The 18,921-nt window shown below is 56.8% G+C and carries 20 protein-coding genes; 9 read left to right on the top strand and 11 right to left on the bottom strand.

The features are described from left to right. Positions 1 to 257: 257 nt before the first annotated feature. Both PKC81_RS12665 and PKC81_RS12660 read right to left on the bottom strand, forming a co-directional pair. Positions 258 to 923, bottom strand: coding sequence for a lysoplasmalogenase family protein (locus tag PKC81_RS12665; protein WP_324336650.1), 666 nt, complete (start codon positions 921 to 923; stop codon positions 258 to 260). 4 nt (positions 924 to 927) lie between these two features. Beyond that, complete coding sequence (locus tag PKC81_RS12660) at positions 928 to 1,761, bottom strand: NAD(P)H-hydrate dehydratase (protein WP_324336649.1); 834 nt, start codon at positions 1,759 to 1,761, stop codon at positions 928 to 930. 61 nt (positions 1,762 to 1,822) lie between these two features. Here PKC81_RS12660 and trmFO point away from each other — a divergent pair, with 61 nt between their 5' ends. Then, a complete protein-coding gene (gene trmFO, locus PKC81_RS12655; protein WP_324336647.1) occupies positions 1,823 to 3,163 on the top strand; it encodes a methylenetetrahydrofolate--tRNA-(uracil(54)-C(5))-methyltransferase (FADH(2)-oxidizing) TrmFO in 1,341 nt (446 codons plus the stop codon). Here the strand turns inward: trmFO and PKC81_RS12650 are convergent. Then, complete coding sequence (locus PKC81_RS12650; protein ID WP_324336645.1) at positions 3,147 to 3,611, bottom strand: hypothetical protein; 465 nt, start codon at positions 3,609 to 3,611, stop codon at positions 3,147 to 3,149. The two genes, trmFO and PKC81_RS12650, sit on opposite strands and share 17 nt — an antisense overlap. Positions 3,612 to 3,662: 51 nt before the next feature. Then, complete coding sequence (locus PKC81_RS12645; protein WP_324336643.1) at positions 3,663 to 4,277, bottom strand: hypothetical protein; 615 nt, start codon at positions 4,275 to 4,277, stop codon at positions 3,663 to 3,665. 249 nt (positions 4,278 to 4,526) lie between these two features. Here PKC81_RS12645 and PKC81_RS12640 point away from each other — a divergent pair, with 249 nt between their 5' ends. The 3 genes from PKC81_RS12640 to PKC81_RS12630 are packed head-to-tail and all read left to right on the top strand — an operon-like array spanning position 4,527 to position 8,009. Beyond that, entirely contained in the window at positions 4,527 to 6,653 is a 2,127-nt protein-coding gene (locus PKC81_RS12640; protein ID WP_324336641.1) for a TadE/TadG family type IV pilus assembly protein, read from the top strand. 11 nt (positions 6,654 to 6,664) lie between these two features. After that, complete coding sequence (locus tag PKC81_RS12635; protein ID WP_324336639.1) at positions 6,665 to 7,291, top strand: TadE family protein; 627 nt, start codon at positions 6,665 to 6,667, stop codon at positions 7,289 to 7,291. Further along, complete coding sequence (locus PKC81_RS12630) at positions 7,284 to 8,009, top strand: TadE/TadG family type IV pilus assembly protein (RefSeq protein WP_324336637.1); 726 nt, start codon at positions 7,284 to 7,286, stop codon at positions 8,007 to 8,009. The genes PKC81_RS12635 and PKC81_RS12630 overlap by 8 nt, the downstream gene beginning before the upstream one ends. Before the next feature lie 16 nt (positions 8,010 to 8,025). Here the strand turns inward: PKC81_RS12630 and PKC81_RS12625 are convergent, their stop codons facing one another. The 4 genes from PKC81_RS12625 to eno all read right to left on the bottom strand — a co-directional run bounded on the left by PKC81_RS12625 (position 8,026) and on the right by eno (position 12,186). After that, positions 8,026 to 9,375 carry a pyruvate dehydrogenase complex E1 component subunit beta gene (locus PKC81_RS12625; RefSeq protein ID WP_324336635.1) on the bottom strand — a complete coding sequence of 450 codons (1,350 nt, stop codon included), beginning with the start codon at positions 9,373 to 9,375 and terminating at the stop codon, positions 8,026 to 8,028. Further along, a complete protein-coding gene (gene pdhA, locus PKC81_RS12620; protein ID WP_324336633.1) occupies positions 9,375 to 10,445 on the bottom strand; it encodes a pyruvate dehydrogenase (acetyl-transferring) E1 component subunit alpha in 1,071 nt (356 codons plus the stop codon). The genes PKC81_RS12625 and pdhA overlap by 1 nt, the downstream gene beginning before the upstream one ends. 104 nt (positions 10,446 to 10,549) lie before the next feature. After that, positions 10,550 to 10,876, bottom strand: coding sequence for a septum formation initiator family protein (locus PKC81_RS12615; protein WP_324336631.1), 327 nt, complete (start codon positions 10,874 to 10,876; stop codon positions 10,550 to 10,552). A 35-nt stretch (positions 10,877 to 10,911) separates the two neighbouring features. Further along, positions 10,912 to 12,186, bottom strand: a complete 1,275-nt coding sequence (eno, locus tag PKC81_RS12610; RefSeq protein ID WP_324336628.1) for a phosphopyruvate hydratase — start codon at positions 12,184 to 12,186, stop codon at positions 10,912 to 10,914. A gap of 186 nt (positions 12,187 to 12,372) precedes the next feature. Between eno and PKC81_RS12605 the strand changes: the two genes are divergently transcribed. From PKC81_RS12605 to PKC81_RS12585, 5 genes are all read left to right on the top strand, one after another. Further along, positions 12,373 to 12,879, top strand: a complete 507-nt coding sequence (locus tag PKC81_RS12605; protein WP_324336626.1) for a hypothetical protein — start codon at positions 12,373 to 12,375, stop codon at positions 12,877 to 12,879. A 51-nt stretch (positions 12,880 to 12,930) separates the two neighbouring features. Continuing rightward, complete coding sequence (locus tag PKC81_RS12600) at positions 12,931 to 13,305, top strand: phage holin family protein (protein ID WP_324336624.1); 375 nt, start codon at positions 12,931 to 12,933, stop codon at positions 13,303 to 13,305. After that, positions 13,298 to 13,609 carry a hypothetical protein gene (locus PKC81_RS12595; RefSeq protein ID WP_324336622.1) on the top strand — a complete coding sequence of 104 codons (312 nt, stop codon included), beginning with the start codon at positions 13,298 to 13,300 and terminating at the stop codon, positions 13,607 to 13,609. Before PKC81_RS12600 ends, PKC81_RS12595 begins: the two co-directional genes overlap by 8 nt. Next, complete coding sequence (locus PKC81_RS12590) at positions 13,609 to 14,115, top strand: hypothetical protein (protein ID WP_324336621.1); 507 nt, start codon at positions 13,609 to 13,611, stop codon at positions 14,113 to 14,115. Before PKC81_RS12595 ends, PKC81_RS12590 begins: the two co-directional genes overlap by 1 nt. Positions 14,116 to 14,198: 83 nt before the next feature. Continuing rightward, positions 14,199 to 14,426, top strand: coding sequence for a DUF4170 domain-containing protein (locus tag PKC81_RS12585; protein ID WP_324336619.1), 228 nt, complete (start codon positions 14,199 to 14,201; stop codon positions 14,424 to 14,426). Positions 14,427 to 14,429: 3 nt separating this feature from the next. On the opposite strand, the gene PKC81_RS12580 is transcribed toward PKC81_RS12585, so the two are convergent. From PKC81_RS12580 to carB, 3 genes are all read right to left on the bottom strand, one after another. Continuing rightward, positions 14,430 to 15,050 (bottom strand): rhomboid family intramembrane serine protease, encoded by a 621-nt coding sequence (locus tag PKC81_RS12580; protein WP_324336617.1) that lies wholly within the window; start codon positions 15,048 to 15,050, stop codon positions 14,430 to 14,432. 47 nt (positions 15,051 to 15,097) lie between these two features. Continuing rightward, positions 15,098 to 15,574 (bottom strand): transcription elongation factor GreA, encoded by a 477-nt coding sequence (greA, locus tag PKC81_RS12575; protein ID WP_298603782.1) that lies wholly within the window; start codon positions 15,572 to 15,574, stop codon positions 15,098 to 15,100. Positions 15,575 to 15,655: 81 nt separating this feature from the next. Beyond that, a partial coding sequence (carB, locus tag PKC81_RS12570; RefSeq protein WP_324336614.1) for a carbamoyl-phosphate synthase large subunit occupies positions 15,656 to 18,921 on the bottom strand: 3,266 nt, incomplete at its 5' end.

Genomic DNA, 18,921 nt, shown 5'->3' with positions numbered 1-18,921 from the left:
CCCGGTCAAGGGTAAGGGCTTCGCTTCTACTTTGTGAAGAATCCGCGGGTTTTGAGGAGGAAGACGAGGAGGAAGATGAGGACAAAGGCCCCATCGAGTATAAATCCATGGATGGGCCACCAACACCTAATGGCCAATCGCGCAAAGCGCATTCCCTATCCTCTGCGACCTCTGCGCCTCTGCGTGATAAAAAATTTGGCTCACGCAGAGGCGCAGAGAACGCGGAGAGTTTAAGTGCAGTTGCGCTGCATTCGGGATTACCCCTCGGCGAAATGCCCGCGCTTGACCAAGGTTGTCACCACCCCGGTCGCGACCATCAAAACGCCGCCATAATAGAGCACCCAAATGGCAAGGCTAACCCATCCCGCCTCTGCCAACGCCCCTGCCCGCGCAAAAATCAGCAGGTCGGATGCGACAAAGGCCATAGCGCCGAGGCCGACGCGGTAGCGCGGGAAATTGCTGTTCCACGCACAGGCCGCCATGCCTGCGACGAACAAGGTATAGACCGCCGCCTGCATCCCCAACTCCCGCTCGGCGGGCAGGTAAAAGGCAATTACCGGCGCGAGAATGAACACCGCAACCGCGAGCAATTTCTGGCTTAACACCGGATGCACCCGGCGGTGGCGCAGGAACAGCGCGATGGCGATCACATGGCCAATGGCAAAGGCAATCGCGCCCCAGATCATGTCGATCTCGAGCAAGCCGTCGCCCTGCGCCCAAAAGGCCATCACCGCCGCGAGCAACAGAAATTCGCCGGTGTGATGCTTGCGCAAGGCAAAACCGGCAAGCAGCCCCACCCCGCCCATCTTCCACGCAATCGCGGCAATTTCGGGCATATCGAGCTGCCACGACAGCGGAAAGCTCAGCCCGAACAACAGGCTGCCAAACAGCCAAGGGCGTTTATGGGCGAGATCTTGGGTCATCGCTTCATCCTTTGCCGAGGCATCCAGCCAAGACAAGCGGAATCCAGTCCATCATTCCATCCGCGGTCAACCCTGGCCCGGAGCGGACACCAATATCGCCATGTAACCACGCGCCGATGCACGCGGCTTCGAACGCCGTATTTCCCTGCGCGAGCAAGCCGCAAATGAGCCCTGCCAACACATCCCCCGATCCCGCCGTCGCCAGCCAAGGCGAGGCGTGGCGGTTGACCGCCAACCGCCCGTCAGGTGCCGCCACGATTGTTTCAGGCCCTTTGAGCAATATCACGGCACCACTCAGTTCCGCCGCCAGTCGCGCCGCGGTCAGCCGATCATTAAGGTCGATGGCAGGAAAGACTCGCGCAAATTCGCCTTCATGCGGGGTGAGGACGACCTGGTCGTGCAACGCTTTGAAGAACTCCGCTGTCTGCCCCTCAAAACTGGTTATCGCGTCGGCATCAAGCACCAGCGGCAAACCGCGATGCAGCAGGCGCAGCACCCGCTCGCGGGTTTGCGCCGATACTCCTGCCCCCGGCCCGATTGCGGCGGCGCGCACCCGATCGTCAATGATCGCCAAATGCGCGTCTTCCTCGCGCAGCATGATCGCCGTCACATGAGCGGCATGTTCGTGCAGTGCGTCGCGCTCGCCCACCAGCGTCACCAACCCCGCGCCGACCGCCAGCGCCGCCTGCGCTGTCAATCGCGATGCCCCCGTATGCAAGGCAGGCCCGCTGAACACCATCGCGCTCCCCCGCGCATATTTGTGCGTGTCAGCAGGCGGCACCCGCAGCACTGGGCGCTCGATCACCCGCTCGTCGGAAATGGTGCAGAGGAAGCTCATGCCACGAAGCATGCCGCTTTTGCCTGTGCATCGCCATGCTTTTTTGATAGCGGCGCGGCCTATGTCTAATCATCAGGTTCATATCATCGGCGGCGGGCTTGCCGGAAGCGAAGCGGCGTGGCAGCTTGCCAAGCGCGGGGTCCAGGTACGTCTGTCCGAAATGCGTGGCGGCGGCGATATGACGCCTGCACACCAGACCGATGGTCTTGCCGAAATGGTCTGCTCGAATAGCTTTCGTTCAGACGATGCCGATAATAATGCGGTTGGCTTGCTGCATCAGGAATTGCGCAAGCTGGACTCGCTGGTGATGCGCGCCGCCGAAGTGGCCAAGGTACCCGCGGGATCCGCCCTCGCCGTCGACCGCGATGTGTTTTCGGGTGAAGTCACGCGTTTGCTTTCCGAACAGCCTAATGTCGAAATTGTCCGCGAACGCGTCGATAAGCTGCCAACGGATGGCCTGACGATTGTCGCAACCGGGCCGCTGACCGCCCAATCGCTGGCGCAAAGCGTTCTCGCAGCTACCGGTCAGGACAGCCTCGCCTTTTTCGATGCGATTGCCCCCATCGTCTATCATGACAGCATCGACTTGGACGTCGCGTGGTATGCTTCGCGCTGGGACAAGGGTGACAGCAAGGATTATATCAACTGCCCAATGGATAAGGACCAATATCTGGCCTTTCATCAGGGCCTGCTCGATGCGCCAAAGGCCGAGTTCAAGGAATGGGAGACCGACACCCCCTATTTCGAAGGCTGCATGCCTATCGAGGTGATGGCCGAGCGCGGGCTTGATACGCTGCGCTTTGGCCCGATGAAGCCGGTGGGGCTCGATAATCCCAAAACCGGGCGCTGGCCGCATGCGGTGGTGCAATTGCGGCAGGATAATAAACAGGGCACTTTGTGGAACATGGTCGGTTTCCAGACCAAGATGAAGCATGGCGCGCAGGTCGAATTGTTCCGCACCATCCCGGGCTTGGAGAAGGCCGAATTTGCACGACTGGGCGGATTGCATCGCAACACCTTCATCCGCTCACCGATATTGCTCGACCGTCAGTTGCGGCTGAAATCGGCGCCACATATCCGCTTTGCCGGGCAGATTACCGGGTGCGAGGGCTATGTCGAAAGCGCAGCAGTGGGTTTGATGGCGGGCATCATGGCGGCGAGTGAACTCGCGGGGCGGGCCTTTTCTCCTCCGCCCGCAACGACTGCTTTCGGCGCGTTGCTTCACCACATCACCGGCGATGCAGAGGCGGATAGCTATCAACCGATGAACATCAATTTCGGCCTGTTCCCGCCGCCCGAGGGCAAGGTGCACAAGAAAGAGCGCAAGGCGTTTATGACAAACCGTGCGCGATCCGATCTGGAACGCTGGATGGACAAATTCAAGGTCAGCAGCGGCAGTTAGGCTTAGCCACGCGTTTCGGTCGCGTTGACAGGAATTCCTTACGGGTCAACAAATTGTCGCGATTGGAGTCTGCGCCGGCGAAGCGTTCGCCTGTTGCAGCCGCCCACTCTTCGAAAGACAGCAAATTATTGCCGTCGCGGTCGAGTTTCTTGAAGTCCTTGGTGCGGCTCGACATCATCTCGATCCGTGAAACCAGATCGTCGCGGTTGCGATCATAGCGGTTGAAGCGCACCTCCTCCCGGCTCAGCTTTGCTGCCTTGGGCGGCTCAGGCGGCGGAGCGCCAAAGGCTGGCGCGTCCTTGCCCGCAACAGGCAGCTCCAGCGGCGCAGGTTCCTCGGGCGGTGGTTGCGGTATGATCGGGTCAGCGGCAGCCCAACTCTGCCAAAACCAATATCCCAGCGAAGAGGCAATCAGGGCAATGCCCGCGCCAGCCAAAAGCTTCCGCATGGCTCAACACTCCGGCACCACCCTGTGTGAAGGCCCCGATTGTGCGAATTTCTAGCGGTTCGTCAAGGCATGCCAGAACAAGCGTGCATATTTGCCAGTTCGCCGTAACATACTGGTTTCCGCCTCAATGCCAGCTGACAGGAGCAAGAGGTTTAGAGGCTTGAGGCCCGTCACGAGTTCGAGGTTTGCAGAAGCTATTGCCAACCCAAAGCTTTGTCGCGACCAAATCGCGCCAGCTTTTCGGGCCCTTTCGAGAGCTAGCTGGTTCACACCCACCCAATCCGCATAACGCCCGAAGATCGCGTTCCCGCGCACTATACAGGCCTTGTCCAGTGCGGATTGTGCGTCGGCATCTTCTGAAGAAACGACAATATCCCAGGCATCAAGCAATTCACTCAACGCTTCTTCAAGGTGGTGCGATGAATTTTCGGCCCTAATTCTGGCAAGAAGCGGCTCACCCTTAGGCCGTTGATCGGTGGGCTTCCCCAGTTGCTCTCTCCACCATGCATATCGCAGCTGTTTTAATACCGGTTCCTGCCCTTTGGAGGCGATCGCCATCATACGGTTATCGAATTCCAGCAAGATGGACAACGCATTGCGTAGCGCCGATGGCGCATGGGCAACGGCCATTTGCTGCGGAGGACTGAGATGATTTTCGACTTCCATCACCCATCCCCAAACACGGATTCAGGGTTAGGCACAAGGCCCTCGGCTGGAGATGTTTCGCACAAAAGACGTGAAAAGGTTAACTCGAAACAGTGGAAATTACCCTGAAAACCTGTCTTTCCAACACTTAGCATGCTGAATTTCCCTGCAAATTAACCCGTTCCTAACCCTGTTTCTTCAGAGGACGGTTACGACCGTCAATGTAGATGGCACAATGAATCTAATTGGATTTGACAGGGGATTGTCGCAGTGAAGAAGAAACTGGAGACAAACAGTCTCACCGGCGTGCTTTCGCGCCTGTGCAAGGACCAAGCCGGTAATACCATCGCAATTATGGCCGCAGCTGTCATCCCGGTAATCGGTCTTGTCGGTGGCAGTGTCGACATGAGCCGTATCTATCTCACGCAGACACGCCTTCAGGCGGCATGCGATGCCGGTGCGCTGATGGGTCGTAAGGTCATGGCCGGTGGTGCCTGGGCGGACAATAGCGGCCGCGCCAACACTCAGGCCCTCGCCGCCTTCAATGCGAACTTTGAAAGCGGTGCATATGGCACAGAAAATATTCAAAGGTCCTTTACCGAATTAGGCGGCAAAGTTTCCGGCACTGCATCGGTCGATATTCCGATGACGCTGATGAAAGTGCTTGGCCAGGAAGAGCGCACAATAAGTGTCAGCTGCAGTGCCGAAATGCGCATCCCCAATTCCGATGTCATGTTCGTGCTCGATACCACGGGGTCGATGGACAGTGCCGTAGACTCCAGTGAGTCTGTATCGGCAACGAATCCCGTGAAAATAACCGAATTGCGTAAAGCGGTTAAATGCTTTTACGAAACGCTAACCCAGAAAAACATTGCCGATGTTTCGGCGACGGAATGCGGAGAGAGCGCCGATCCGGTTGAGTCCGCTTCGAACACATCGCAGATCCGTTTCGGATTTGTGCCCTATTCGATCAACGTCAATGTCGGTCGCCTGCTTCCACTCGAATATATGGCGGATACATGGTATTATCAGACTCGCCGTGCAAACACGACCGTTGACCCCGACTTTAGTTACACTTTGGGTACGCCAGGTCCGCTAACGCAAGTTGGTTCGCCCTCGACCGATCCGACGACCGGCAGCTGGCAGTATATGGGGAACAATATAACCATAAATGGCACAACTTATTTGAAGACGGTTTCTGTCAGCAAAGCGCCGCTTAACTGCAACAACATTTCCTGGCCGCCGACGCAAAATACAGGCCCGACGACAAACGGACCTTATGAAACGTCGACCGACACACCGACATATCCAGCCAATTCAACGACGTCTTATTACGAAAAAACCGTGACGAGCGGATCAACCGAATATCGCTATATTCCTGATAATAATAACGTCAGCAAAAACAAGAAATGCTATTTGCAGCGCAAAGTCAGCTCTTCGGTGACAACCACCGAATATACCGCTTCGCGACCAGTGACTTGGATACCTAAAACGGTGTTCAACAACTGGACCTATGATCGCATCGCAGTTGATGTATCGGGACTCAAAAATACGGGAACGAACAGCTACAACAGTTCGATAACGCTGCCGATTGGCACAAGCGGTGCCAACACTACGATCAACTGGGATGGTTGCATACTCGAACGCCCGACGCAGAAAAATGTGACCACATGGGACACGTCGGCAACATCACCGCAAAAGGATATGGCAATCGACCTTATCCCCACTTCGTCCGACCCGACCACATTATGGGGTCCGCGTCTGAAGGATGTGTTGTATTCGCGCAGCGACTCAAATGGCTGGACGCTCAACCCCGTTACGACAACGTCCAATTTCAGCCGCCCGACATCGGGCAGCACCACCACTGCTTGCCCCTCACCTTCCAAGCTACTTGAAGTTTGGGATCCGGGTGTTTTTCAGACTTACATTAACAACCTGACCACCGATGGTTATACATTCCATGACATTGGCATGTTGTGGGGTGCCCGCCTTATGTCGCCAACAGGCATTTTCGCCGAACACAATGCTGTGGCCAATGACAATGTGCAGCGGCACATGATTTTCATGACCGACGGCGATACCAACGCCAATTCGGATGCCCTGTCGGCTTATAATGTTCCCTGGTTCGACAGACTCCAGACCGACGGCGCTCCGTCGACTTCGACTTTGAACACTTTGACGGATCAGCGCACTGCGGCGCTCTGCACGGCAGTCAAGAATATGAACATAACATTATGGGTCGTATCCTATGGGTCGGACGTAAACAGTACGACCAATGCAAATCTCCAAGCATGCGCTTCGCCTGGCAAATTCTTCCAATATCAGCCGGGCGTCAGCCTGACGACCCAGTTCAAACAGATCGCGGGACAAATCGCTGCCCTGCGCCTGACAACCTGAGGATGGTTGCGATGAAGAAATTCGAACTGCAAAATCTGCTACGCGACCAATCTGCTGTTTCGGTAACCGAATTCGGATTGATAGCTCCTGCCGTCGTTACAATGCTTTTAGGGACAATGGATGTCGGCCATACATTGTATATGCGCACCGTTATCGATGGGGCCATTCAGGAAGTGGCGCGCGACTCCGCGCTTGAGGATGGCGGCATTCTGGCAAAGCAGGAAGCCATTGATGCGCGCATCAAAAACCAGATCCGAAAACTGAACAATAGCATCGATCCGGACGAAGGGATCATAGTCAAACGTCGCTATTATCGCAATTTCTCCAATGCATTTAACGCTGACGAAGAAGAATATACCGATACCAATGATAATGGTGTCTGTGACAATGGCGAGCCGTATGTTGACGCCAATTTGAACGAAACCTGGGACTCCGATGGCGGTGACGAAGGCCAGGGTGGCGCGAAGGACGTTTCAATTGTCACCGTGACAGTAACTTATGACCGCCTGTTCCCCTTGGCCTCATTGATCGGCCTGCCGGAGCAAATCACCATTGCCGCGAATACGGTTTTGGCGAACCAGCCTTATGCGGAACAGGCCGCTTATGCCGCTCCACAAACGAGAAACTGCGATGACTGACATCATGAAAAGACATCAGAATATCCGCACTTTTGCATCCGCGTTGCGCAAAGATCGCAGCGGACTAGCACTTGTCGAGTTCGCTGTATCGCTTCCATTCTTTATGGGCCTCGCCGTTGCCGGTATTGAAACGGCAAATTATGCAGCGACCACAATGCAGGTAAACCAGATTGTGGTTCACGTGGCCGATAACGCCGCTCGCATGGGCGCCAACAGCCTCTTGTCGGCAAAACGTGTGTCGGAAATCGATATCAACGACGTATTCACGGGTGCCCGTCATGAAGGCCGCGGTCTGACTTTGGATGGCTTTCACCCCTATCTCGATCCGGGCACCAATCAGGTCGTTTCGCGCGGGAATGCACGCATATTTTTGTCCAGCGTGGAGCCGGTTGCCAATCCCAACCCGACCAACAAATTCCGCATTCGGTGGCAGCGTTGCTCAGGCCCAGGTACGCATTATCAACCACTTTATGGCAAGCCGGGAACCCATGGCAATGTCGATGGCATCGGGCCGGCAGGCCGCCAAGTGACAGCTCCGGAATATGGCGCTGTCATGTTTGCCGAAATCCACTATCACTTCCGGCCAATGCTCGACATTGGCTTCTCCAATCTGGTGGAGAAGGAAATTGTGGCCACTTCCGCAATGATCGTTCGTGACTCGCGCGATTTCACGCAAATCTACAATGCCGAAGGTGTCACTGCTTCAACTTGCAGTTGATGGCGTTCGCCAAATTCTAGCGGCCGAACAATTTCCTGACACCACTGGCAATCTTGTCGGCGTTTATCAGCGTCGCGCGTTCCAGGTTGGCCGCATAAGGCATCGGCACATCTTCGTTTGCAATGCGCAAGACTGGAGCGTCGAGATCATCGAAGCCTTCTTCCATGCAAATGGCAGAAATCTCGCTGCCGACTGAACAGGTTGCCCAGCCCTCCTCCGCGATGACAAGGCGATTGGTTTTGGCCAAGCTGGCCAGCACCGTGGCTTTATCCAGCGGACGGATGGTACGCAGGTCGATGACTTCGGCATCAATCCCCTCACCTCCCAGCTTTTCGGCAGCTTCCAGTGCAAAGCCGACACCAATCGAATAGGAGACGATAGTGACATCGCGGCCTTCCCGCACGACGCGGGCCTTACCGATCGGCAGGACGAAATCGTCGACAGCCGGCACGTCAAAGCTGCGACCGTACATCAGCTCGTTTTCGAGGAAGACAACCGGGTCCTCACAGCGAATTGCGGCTTTCAACAAGCCCTTGGCGTCAGCGGCGTCGTAAGGTGAAATCACGATCAGGCCGGGAACGCTGGCATACCAGGGGGCGTAATTCTGGCTATGCTGTGCACCGACGCGCGCCGCAGCGCCATTGGGGCCGCGGAAGACAATAGGGCAACGCATCTGGCCACCGGACATATAATTGGTCTTCGCCGCTGAATTGATGATATGGTCAATCGCCTGCATCGCAAAGTTGAAGGTCATGAATTCAATCACCGGGCGCAGGCCACCCATAGCGGCCCCCGTGCCAATGCCGGCAAATCCGTATTCGGTGATCGGGGTATCAATGACGCGGCGCGGCCCAAATTCCTCGAGCAGGCCTTGGGTGACTTTATAGGCACCCTGATATTCGGCGACTTCCTCACCCATCACAAAGATGCGGTCGTCAGCTCGCATTTCTTCTGCCATCGCATCACGAAGCGCTTCACGAACCGTAACCGTCGCCATAGCTGTACCAGCGGGAACTGAGGGTTCGGCTGCAACTTTTGGAGGAGTAGCGACAGGCTTCGGCGCTTCGACAACTGCGACTTCTGCCGGTTCAGTTTTTGCAACTGGCGCAGGAGCGGCTACCTCATCGTCGCTTGCAATCAAAGCGATGACAGTGCCAACCTTCACGCCATCGGTGCCTTCGGCCACCAGGATCTGTGAAACGGTGCCTTCGTCAACCGCCTCAAATTCCATCGTCGCCTTGTCGGTCTCGATTTCGGCAAGGATGTCGCCAGAGGACACACTATCGCCTTCCTTCACCAGCCATTTCGCCAGCGTGCCCTCTTCCATGGTGGGCGACAAAGCGGGCATTTTGAGCTCGATTGCCATCAGTAAGTCTCCACCAGCACGTCAGTATAGAGTTCGGAAAGTTCCGGTTCAGGTGCTTGCTCCGCGAATTCCGCCGATGCGTTGACGATCGCGCGGATTTCCTTTTCGATGGCTTTCAACTCGTCCTCAACAACACCCATTGCGAGCAAATCTTCCTTGCACCCGTCGATCGGATCGGATTTTTCACGCACCGACTGTACTTCTTCGCGACTGCGATATTTGGCCGGATCGGACATAGAGTGACCGCGATAGCGATATGTTTTCATCTCAAGCAGGATCGGCCCCTTGCCGCTGCGCACCCAATCGAGCGCAACTTCGGCTGCCCCGCGAACAGCCAGCACATCCATACCATCAACCTGAAGTCCCGGAATGCGGAAGCTTTCACCGCGGCGATAAAGCTGGTCTTCGGCCGAGGCGCGATTGACACTTGTTCCCATCGCATATTGGTTATTCTCGATCACGAAAATGATCGGCAGTTTCCAGAGCTCGGCCATGTTGAAGCTCTCGTAAACCTGGCCTTGGTTGGCCGCGCCGTCGCCGAAATAGGCAAGGCATACGCCGCCATCATTGTTATATTTGTGCGCGAAGGCGAGGCCAGCGCCAAGCGAGACCTGCGCGCCAACAATGCCGTGGCCGCCGTAGAATTTGTGCTCGGTCGAAAACATATGCATCGACCCGCCCTTGCCTTTGGATATCCCCGCGGCACGGCCCGTCAATTCCGCCATGATGATGTTGGGATCGATGCCATAAGCCAGCATGTGGCCATGATCACGATATCCGGTGATAACACTGTCTTTGCCGGGAGTCAGAGCCGATTGAAGCCCGATGGCGACGGCTTCCTGTCCGATATAGAGGTGGCAAAATCCGCCGATAAGACCGAGACCGTACAACTGCCCCGCCTTTTCTTCGAACCGACGAATCAACAGCATCTGCTTGTAGAATTCGAGCAGTTCTTCCTTGCTCGCCTTGTAAGGCACCGGAGTTGCGGGACGTTCGCGGTTCGCAATCGCGTCGGTCGAAACCGATGCGGCTTTGGCCTTGCTCGGTTTGCTAGCTGGGGATTTTGCCAATGCGTCGTCCTCTCACGGGCTTTTGGTTTGACGTTAGGGAAAGCGACTAGTCAATCGCGCAGGCAGATGGAAGTGCCTTTATGTGGCGGGCCTATAAGACATAGCTATTCATTATCCTTCAGCGGGATAACAATTTCGTCAGGCGCAACGACATTCAACTCCTTGCGCATCAACTCACCCGCCAGATCCGGATCAACATTGTCGCGATCAAGCAACCTCTGGCGGTTGCGCAGTGCATCGCGTTCCTTTTCCAGCTTCGCCAACTCTTGGCTGCGTTCATTGATCGCCTGCCGATATTCGGCCCATGCGAGGATCCCCGTTGGGCCAAGCAGCGCATAGGCCGCTATCAGCAACAATGCCACCAGCGCAGCAGCCGTGACCAGCTTTGCCCGGAATTCTTCTGGATTCGTCTTGCGCTTTGCCTTGGCCATAAGGTTCTATACCATCATGGCGTCAGACGGCGCAATCACCGGAAGATGGAACGCCCGGCGTAAATTGCGCTCGATCCCAACTCTTCCTCGATACGGATAAGCTGGTTGTACTTGGCCAGACGGTCTGATCGGGCAAGGCTGCCAGTCTTGATCTGTCCGCAGTTGGTGGCGACAGCAAGATCGGCGATCGTCGAGTCCTCGGTTTCACCCGAGCGGTGCGACATGACGGCTGTATAGGAAGCGCGCTGAGCCATCGATACGGCAGCCAGCGTTTCAGACAGTGTACCGATCTGGTTGACCTTAACGAGCAGCGAATTGGCGAGGCCTTTTTCGATGCCCATCGCCAGACGCTTCGGATTGGTAACGAAAAGATCGTCGCCAACCAGCTGGACCTTGTTGCCGATCATATCGGTCACGGCCTTCCAGCCTTCGAAATCGTCTTCGGCCATGCCGTCTTCGATCGACTTGATCGGATAGTCTGCGCACAAATCTGCAAGATATTGCGCCATGGTGTGTGGATCGAGCGAGAGCCCTTCCCCACTGATTTCATATTTGCCGCTTTTGAAGAATTCGGTGGCCGCACAATCGAGCGCCAGAACCACATCGTCGCCCGCCTTGAACCCTGCTTTTTCAATCGAGGCCATGATGAAATCGAGCGCCGCGCGGGTCGACGAGAGGTTGGGCGCAAAGCCTCCTTCATCGCCTACCGCCGTCGCAAGGCCTTTTTCGTGCAAGCCTTTTTTGAGCGTGTGGAAAATTTCCGAACCCCAGCGCACAGCTTCGGCAAGGCTGTCTGCGCCTACTGGCATGATCATGAACTCCTGGAAGTCGATCGGGTTATCGGCATGTTCCCCGCCATTGATGATGTTCATCATCGGAACGGGCAGCACCTTGGCATTGACCCCGCCAACATAGCGATAGAGTGGCAGGCCGCGCGCGTCTGCGGCGGCCTTTGCAACGGCAAGGCTCACGCCAAGAATTGCATTAGCCCCGAGGCGGGATTTGTTTTCAGTGCCATCGAGCGCAATCATAGCGGCATCGATGTCTTCCTGATCTTCCGCCTCAAAATCAGTCAGAAGCGGTTCGATTTCATTGATAACAGCCTCTACCGCATGTTGGACGCCTTTGCCCATATAGCGGCTCTTGTCGCCATCGCGCTTTTCGACTGCTTCATGTGCACCGGTCGATGCACCAGAAGGAACCGCCGCCCGACCAAAACTGCCATCCTCCAGCAGAACATCGACTTCGACGGTCGGGTTGCCCCGGCTGTCGAGGATTTCGCGGGCGTGGATATTGATGATGGCTGTCATGTGAGGCTCCCGGGAGAAATGTTCGCCGCGCCCTTAATCGCTATTTCCCGTGCTGGCAATCGGTGCTCAATCCGAGGCCAATGGAATATGAATGCATGGCCAGACTTGCAAAATCGTGCTGTCCTAGTTGACTAAAGCACCTGCAGTACCAATATGGGTGAAAATGGTCCCGAAAGGAGGATTGAAATGGCTACACCCAAGAAACCCGCTGCCGCAGCGAAGAAGCCTGCTGCGAAGCCCAAGGCCACTACTACCAAGTCGACGTCAACCAAAACAACAGCTGCCAAAACAGCCGTCACAAAGGCGAAGCCCAATCCCGGCAAGGTCGAGACAGAGGTCAAAACCAAGATGAAAACCGAATTTGCCAATATGAAAGACAAAGCCGCAGGTCGCGCCCGCGAAGCCGCCGAAAGCGGCAAGGATAAAGCAAGCGAGGCCCTCGAAGGCTTTGGCAAGATCCTGCGCGACAGCGCGGAGCAAATCGATGAAAAGGTCGGCGCGCAATATGGCGATTACGCTCGCAAGGCTGCGGATGCAGTCGATGATCTTGCCGGCAAAATGGACGCCAAGCAGGTCGACGATATTCTTGAAGATACGCGACAGTTCATCCGCAAGAGCCCCGGCGCGGCTATCGGAGCTGCGGCAGCAATTGGCTTTGTACTGGCGCGCCTCGTCCGTTCGGGACGCGACTGACGCCGAAACGGCTTCAATAAAACGGCTTGCCGCATTAAAGGCGGGGGAGTGATGGATAAAGACACCTCTCCCGCCAGCGACACAGAAGCCGCCCCGCCCTCGCCCACAGAACAGGTTCGAACACTGGTGGCTGATGTGCGTGCTCTGGCGGAAGCCGAAATAGAATATGCCAAGGCGCGGCTAAGTTACAGCGGCGGGATCATACGAAAGGCCGGAATTCTGGCTTTTCTGGCCATCTTCTTCCTGTCTGGCGCGATTATTGCGCTTATCCTCGGACTTTTGCTGATCCTGAACCATTATGTCGGCCCTTGGTGGGCGACTGCTATTGTCGTCGTTGGCTTTACGCTCGCTGCGTGGGGCGCCGGTTCGGCCGCGCGTCGAACCGCCAATAATCTGAAGTTCGATGAAAGCGACGATCATGGCTGATGCCGAGCGCGAAGCGATACTGGAGCGCGATCGGGCGCGCAAACTTTTGCGACAGACGCTGCTCTCCGATGTCGAGCAAGCAAAGCATGATCTGCACCCTCGTACAATCTCCACGCGCTGGGCCGACAAGCAGAAAGCGCGATTGACCGCCGCAAGTTCGTCCGCAAAGCAAAATGTTGCAAAAAATGCACCGCTTATCGGGTTTGTCGCTGCGGCCGGGTTGCTATTTGCCGCACGGAAACCCATTTCGAACTGGATAGAGCGTTTTCGCAACCGCGGACCGCATGAAGAAGGCGATGACTGATGAGCAAGCTAGGCGATAATCTGAAAACCGCAACCGATACCGCCCGCGAAAGCATTGCGCATGCAGGTGAAAAAGCACGCGAAGCCAGCGCGGCTGCGAAACGCTCCGCTGCAGCTGCAGCCGAAAAGAGCAAGTCCGCCGCTTCGCGCAGCGTAGAAAGCTCTAAGCAGCTGGCGAAGAAGGCGAGCAAAGCCTCCAGCGATGGCATCGATAAGAACCCGCTCGCAATCGTCGCGGGTGGCATTGCCCTTGGCGCGATCATCGGGATGCTGCTTCCCAAGACCCAACGCGAAAAGAAAGTGCTCGGCAAGGCTGGCAAGGTCATCAACGAAACCGCCAAGCGTGCGGCCAATGCAGCAAAAGATGCCGGCAAGGCAAAAGTAGCTGAGGTCGGACTTGGCAGCGATGCGATTCGTGACCAGTTCCGCGATCTGGTCAGCAAGGCGAGCGAAGCGGTGAAAGCCGCCGGTCAAGCCGCTGCTAACGAAGCCCGCAAACGCGACTAATTCGCTCTAGCCTTTCCTTGCCGAACTCGCTAAGGGCGCCGCCAAGCCGTAACGGCACCCTCTCTCAGGCAAGGAAAATGGCAATGGCTCGGGCCAAATTGCATCTGGTATTCGGCGGTCGCGTCAAGGACCCGCAAACGCTCGATTTCTGTGAACTCGACAAGCTCGATATCGTCGGCATTTTTGCTGACTATGCCGAGGCTGAAGAAGCCTGGCGCGGTGCCGCGCAGCGCACGGTCGATGATGCCGAAATGAAATATGTCGTCGTGCATCTGCATAAGCTGCTCGAGCCTGACCAGCAGTCGGCTTGACGATCAGGCGTTACGGTAGCGCCAGTTCAACAGCGGCCAGGTTAGCGCAAGTCCGGCAACAAACCCGCCAATATGCGCCCAGATGGCGATATTCACACCGATGCCTGGGCCGACAAAGCCCAGCATCAGGTTGAACGCGACCCATGCGACCAGCAATTGCAGCGCGTGCACCAGCTTGCCTGAAACGCGTCCCCAGTCGGCGGGCCGATTACGCGGGAACAGCTGCATATGCGCTGCAAACAATGCCGAAATGGCGCCGCTTGCACCAACCACGGGTACCACTGACTGCGGGTCGCTGGCGAATTGCGCAGCAGCTGAAGCGACGACTCCCGCGCCATAAAGCAGTGCAAAGCTTTTGCTTCCCAACACCCGTTCCAGATTGGCACCCACCATCAGAAGCATCAGCATGTTGAGCGCGACGTGCAAAATGCCACCATGCAGAAAAGCTGAACTGAACGGCGTCAGCCAGACGGGCAGCATATAGCCGACATCGCCAAACACACCGTCACCGAACGTAAAGCGCGCGGGGATCAGGGCACCCGCGACTGTAACCGGCGCATACAGTCCCGGTATTAATACCAGCACAGCCAGCGCGATGTTAATCGCAGCGATTGTTTTGGTCACGGGTCCGGCGGCTACATGCATCGCCTATCCCTGCCAGAAATTGACAATCAAATGAACTCGATCTTCTGCACGAGATAATATTTGTCGCCCGACGGCACGGTCACTTCGACTTCGTCGTCGACCTGACGACCGATCAGCGCGCGGCCAAGTGGCGAATTATAGCTGATGCGGCCAACCTTGGCGTCTGCTTCGGCTTCACCCACAACCTGATAGCGCACCGGCTTGTCATCTTCATCAAGCAAAGTGACGGTCGCGCCAAATACGATCTTGTCGCCCGAAAGCGTTGTCGGATCAATTATCTGCGCACGGCTAATCTTGTCTTCGATGTCCGAAATCGAGGCTTCAACCTGGCCCTGACGTTCCTTCGCGGCGTGATATTCGGCATTTTCCGAGAGGTCACCATGCGCGCGGGCTTCTTCGATGGCGTCGATGATGGTCGGACGCTCTTCGCGCAGCCGTTTGAGGTCAGCAGTCAGCTTTTCAAAGCCCTCAGCCAACATCGGCATTTTGTCCATCGTCGCCATGCTACTCGTCTTCCTTCAGTCAAAAACTCTCTCGGAGCCGGAGGGCCAGCCCGCAATTTTTCAGCAATATGGGGAGTGCTGTTACCGCTTATGATAGTCCTGAAGCGTGCAAACTTCAAGTTTTCTCGCTTTCAGGGCCTCGATGGCTTCCGCAGCCGCCAGCGAAGCACTGGCGGTGGTGAAGTAACTCACCTTGTTGACCAGCGCCGAACGGCGGATGTCTTCGCTGTCTTTCAGGCTCTGCCAGCCCTCTGTGGTGTTGAACACCAGAGCGATTTCGCCGTCGATTATCTTGTCGACAATATGCGGGCGGCCCTGCGCCACCTTGTTGACGCGTTCGACGGCGATCCCCTGCCCTTGCAGATAGTCGGCGGTCCCACCTGTGGCGCAAGCGGTGAAGCCCATCTCGATAAGCTTGGAAACGGCAGGCACGATATGCGGCTTGTCGCTGTCTTTCACTGAAACGAACAGCTTGCCCGACTGCGGCAATGTCATGCCGGCACCCAGTTGCGCCTTGGCAAAGGCCATCGCAAAATCCTTGTCAATACCCATCACTTCGCCGGTCGATTTCATTTCTGGCGAAAGCACGGGGTCGACGCCGGGGAAGCGGTTGAACGGGAAAACGGCCTCCTTGACCGCGATATAATCGATATCGAGGTTGATTTCGGGAAGATCCTTGAGTTTCTCGCCAGCCATCACCCGCGCCGCAATTTTGGCAATCGGCGCGCCGATCGCCTTGGCGACAAAGGGCACGGTCCGTGAAGCGCGCGGGTTGACTTCGATCAGATAGACCAGCCCATCTTTTACCGCGAACTGCGCGTTCATCAGGCCTTTGACCTTCAGCGCACGCGCCAGAACCTCCGCTTGACGGCGGATTTCGGCGATGATTACCTCGGGCAGATTATAGGGCGGCAGAGTGCAGGCACTATCGCCCGAATGGACGCCAGCTTCCTCGATATGTTGCAATATGCCCGCCACCACGACGTCATCGCCATCGGCAACACAATCGACATCGACCTCTACTGCATCGCGTAAATACCGGTCGATCAGCACGGGGCTGTCGCCTGATACGCGGACTGCGGTTTCGATGTAATTTTCCAGCTGCGCCTGAGTATCGACAATTTCCATCGCGCGGCCGCCAAGGACGTAAGAAGGCCGCATCAGCACCGGATAGCCGATGGTTTCAGCGACCTTGATCGCTTCCTCACGGCTGCGCGCAATGCCATTTTCGGGCTGTTTGAGCTTCAGCTTATTGATCAGCGCAGCAAAACGCTCCCGGTCTTCGGCCAGGTCAATCGCGTCGGGCGATGTGCCGAGAATCGGGATGCCTGCATCTTCCAGCGCCTTGGCCAGATTGAGCGGGGTCTGCCCGCCAAACTGCACGATCACGCCCTTCAGCTTGCCATTTTGCTGCTCGACATGCAGGATTTCGAGGACATCTTCGGCGGTCAGCGGCTCGAAATAGAGCCGGTCGCTGGTGTCATAGTCGGTGGAAACCGTTTCCGGGTTGCAGTTGACCATGATTGTTTCATAGCCCGCCTCTTCCAGAGCGAAGCATGCGTGGACACAGCAATAGTCGAACTCGATCCCCTGCCCGATCCGGTTCGGACCGCCACCCAAGATGACCACCTTCTCGCGGTCGCTGGGTTGCGCCTCGCATTCGGGCTCGCCAAAGGTCGGGGCCTCATAGGTGGAGTACATATAAGGCGTTTTCGCCTCAAATTCCGCCGCACAAGTATCAATGCGCTTGAACACCGGGCGGACGCCCAGCTTATGGCGCGCCTTGCGCACTTCGGCCTCGGTAATCCCGCCGGTCATAGCGACAATGGCCTCGCGGATCAGGCCCGAACCGCGCCGGATGGCCGATTCCATGCCCGGGCGGACATGGGCGGATTCGAGCGCGAGGAAAGCGAGGCGTTTGTCCGAAAAACCCATGGCTTTCAGGCGGCGCATCCCCTCGGCATCCTGCGGAATACCGTTGGTTTTCACTTCCTCTTCCGCCACAACGATCTCTGCCATACGTTCGAGGAACCAGGGATCGAATTTCGAATATTGGTGCACCTCGGATACCGACATGCCTTCGCGCAGCGCCTGCGCCGCAACCAGCAAACGGTCAGGCGTCGCGCGAGTCAGTGCAGCTGCCAGCTCGTCCTTGGGCGCGCCTTTCAACTCATCGACATAGTTGAAGCCCGACAGCCCGGTTTCAAGACCGCGCAGCGCCTTTTGCATCGATTCATGGATGTTGCGGCCAATCGCCATCACCTCACCGACCGATTTCATCGCGGTCGACAGCAAAGGTTCCGAACCCTTGAACTTTTCAAAGGCGAAACGCGGGATTTTGGTGACGACATAGTCGATCGTCGGCTCGAACGACGCCGGCGTCGCACCGGTGATGTCATTGTCAATTTCGTCGAGCGTATAGCCGACCGCGAGCTTGGCCGCGACCTTGGCAATCGGGAAGCCGGTGGCCTTCGATGCCAGCGCCGAAGACCGCGACACGCGCGGGTTCATTTCGATCACGATCAGGCGGCCATCCTTCGGATTGACTGCGAACTGTACGTTCGAACCGCCTGTTTCGACTCCGATTTCGCGCAACGTCGCGATGCTCGCGTTGCGCATGATCTGATATTCCTTGTCAGTCAGCGTCAGCGCGGGCGCGACGGTGATCGAATCGCCGGTATGCACACCCATCGGATCGACATTTTCGATCGAACAGATGATGATGGCATTGTCCTTTTTATCGCGGACAACCTCCATCTCATATTCTTTCCAACCGAGCAGCGATTCCTCGATCAGCACCTCGGTCGTCGGGCTGGCATCAAGCCCGCCGGTGACGATCTGGATGAATTCGTCGCGATTATAGGCAATCCCGCCGCCGGTGCCGCCCATTGTGAAGCTGGGGCGGATGATGGCGGGCAGGCCAGTGCGCTCGAGCACGGTCAACGCCTCTTCCAGCGTATGGGCGATGCCCGAGCGCGCGGATTCGAGGCCGATCTTGTCCATTGCGTTGCGGAATTTGATCCGGTCTTCGGCCTTGTCGATCGCTTCGGCGGTTGCACCGATCATTTCGACATCATATTTCGCCAGCGTGCCATTGGCCTCCAGCGCCAGCGCGGTGTTCAGCGCGGTCTGCCCGCCCATTGTGGGGAGCACGGCCATTTTTTCTTGGGGGTACTTTGCCCGCTCATTTTCAATGATCTTGGCGACCACTTCCGGCGTGATCGGCTCGACATAGGTGGAGCCATTTTCGCCGACCATTTCCGGATCGGTCATGATCGTCGCCGGATTGGAATTGACGAGGATGATGCGATAGCCCTCCTCGCGCAGCGCCTTGCACGCCTGCGTCC

It is taken from the genome of Sphingorhabdus sp. (assembly GCF_035329025.1).
Taxonomy (GTDB): Bacteria; Pseudomonadota; Alphaproteobacteria; order Sphingomonadales; family Sphingomonadaceae; genus Sphingorhabdus_B.
The sequence above is the reverse complement of the archived record's forward strand: the minus strand, read 5'-3'. Positions and strand labels throughout refer to the sequence as shown.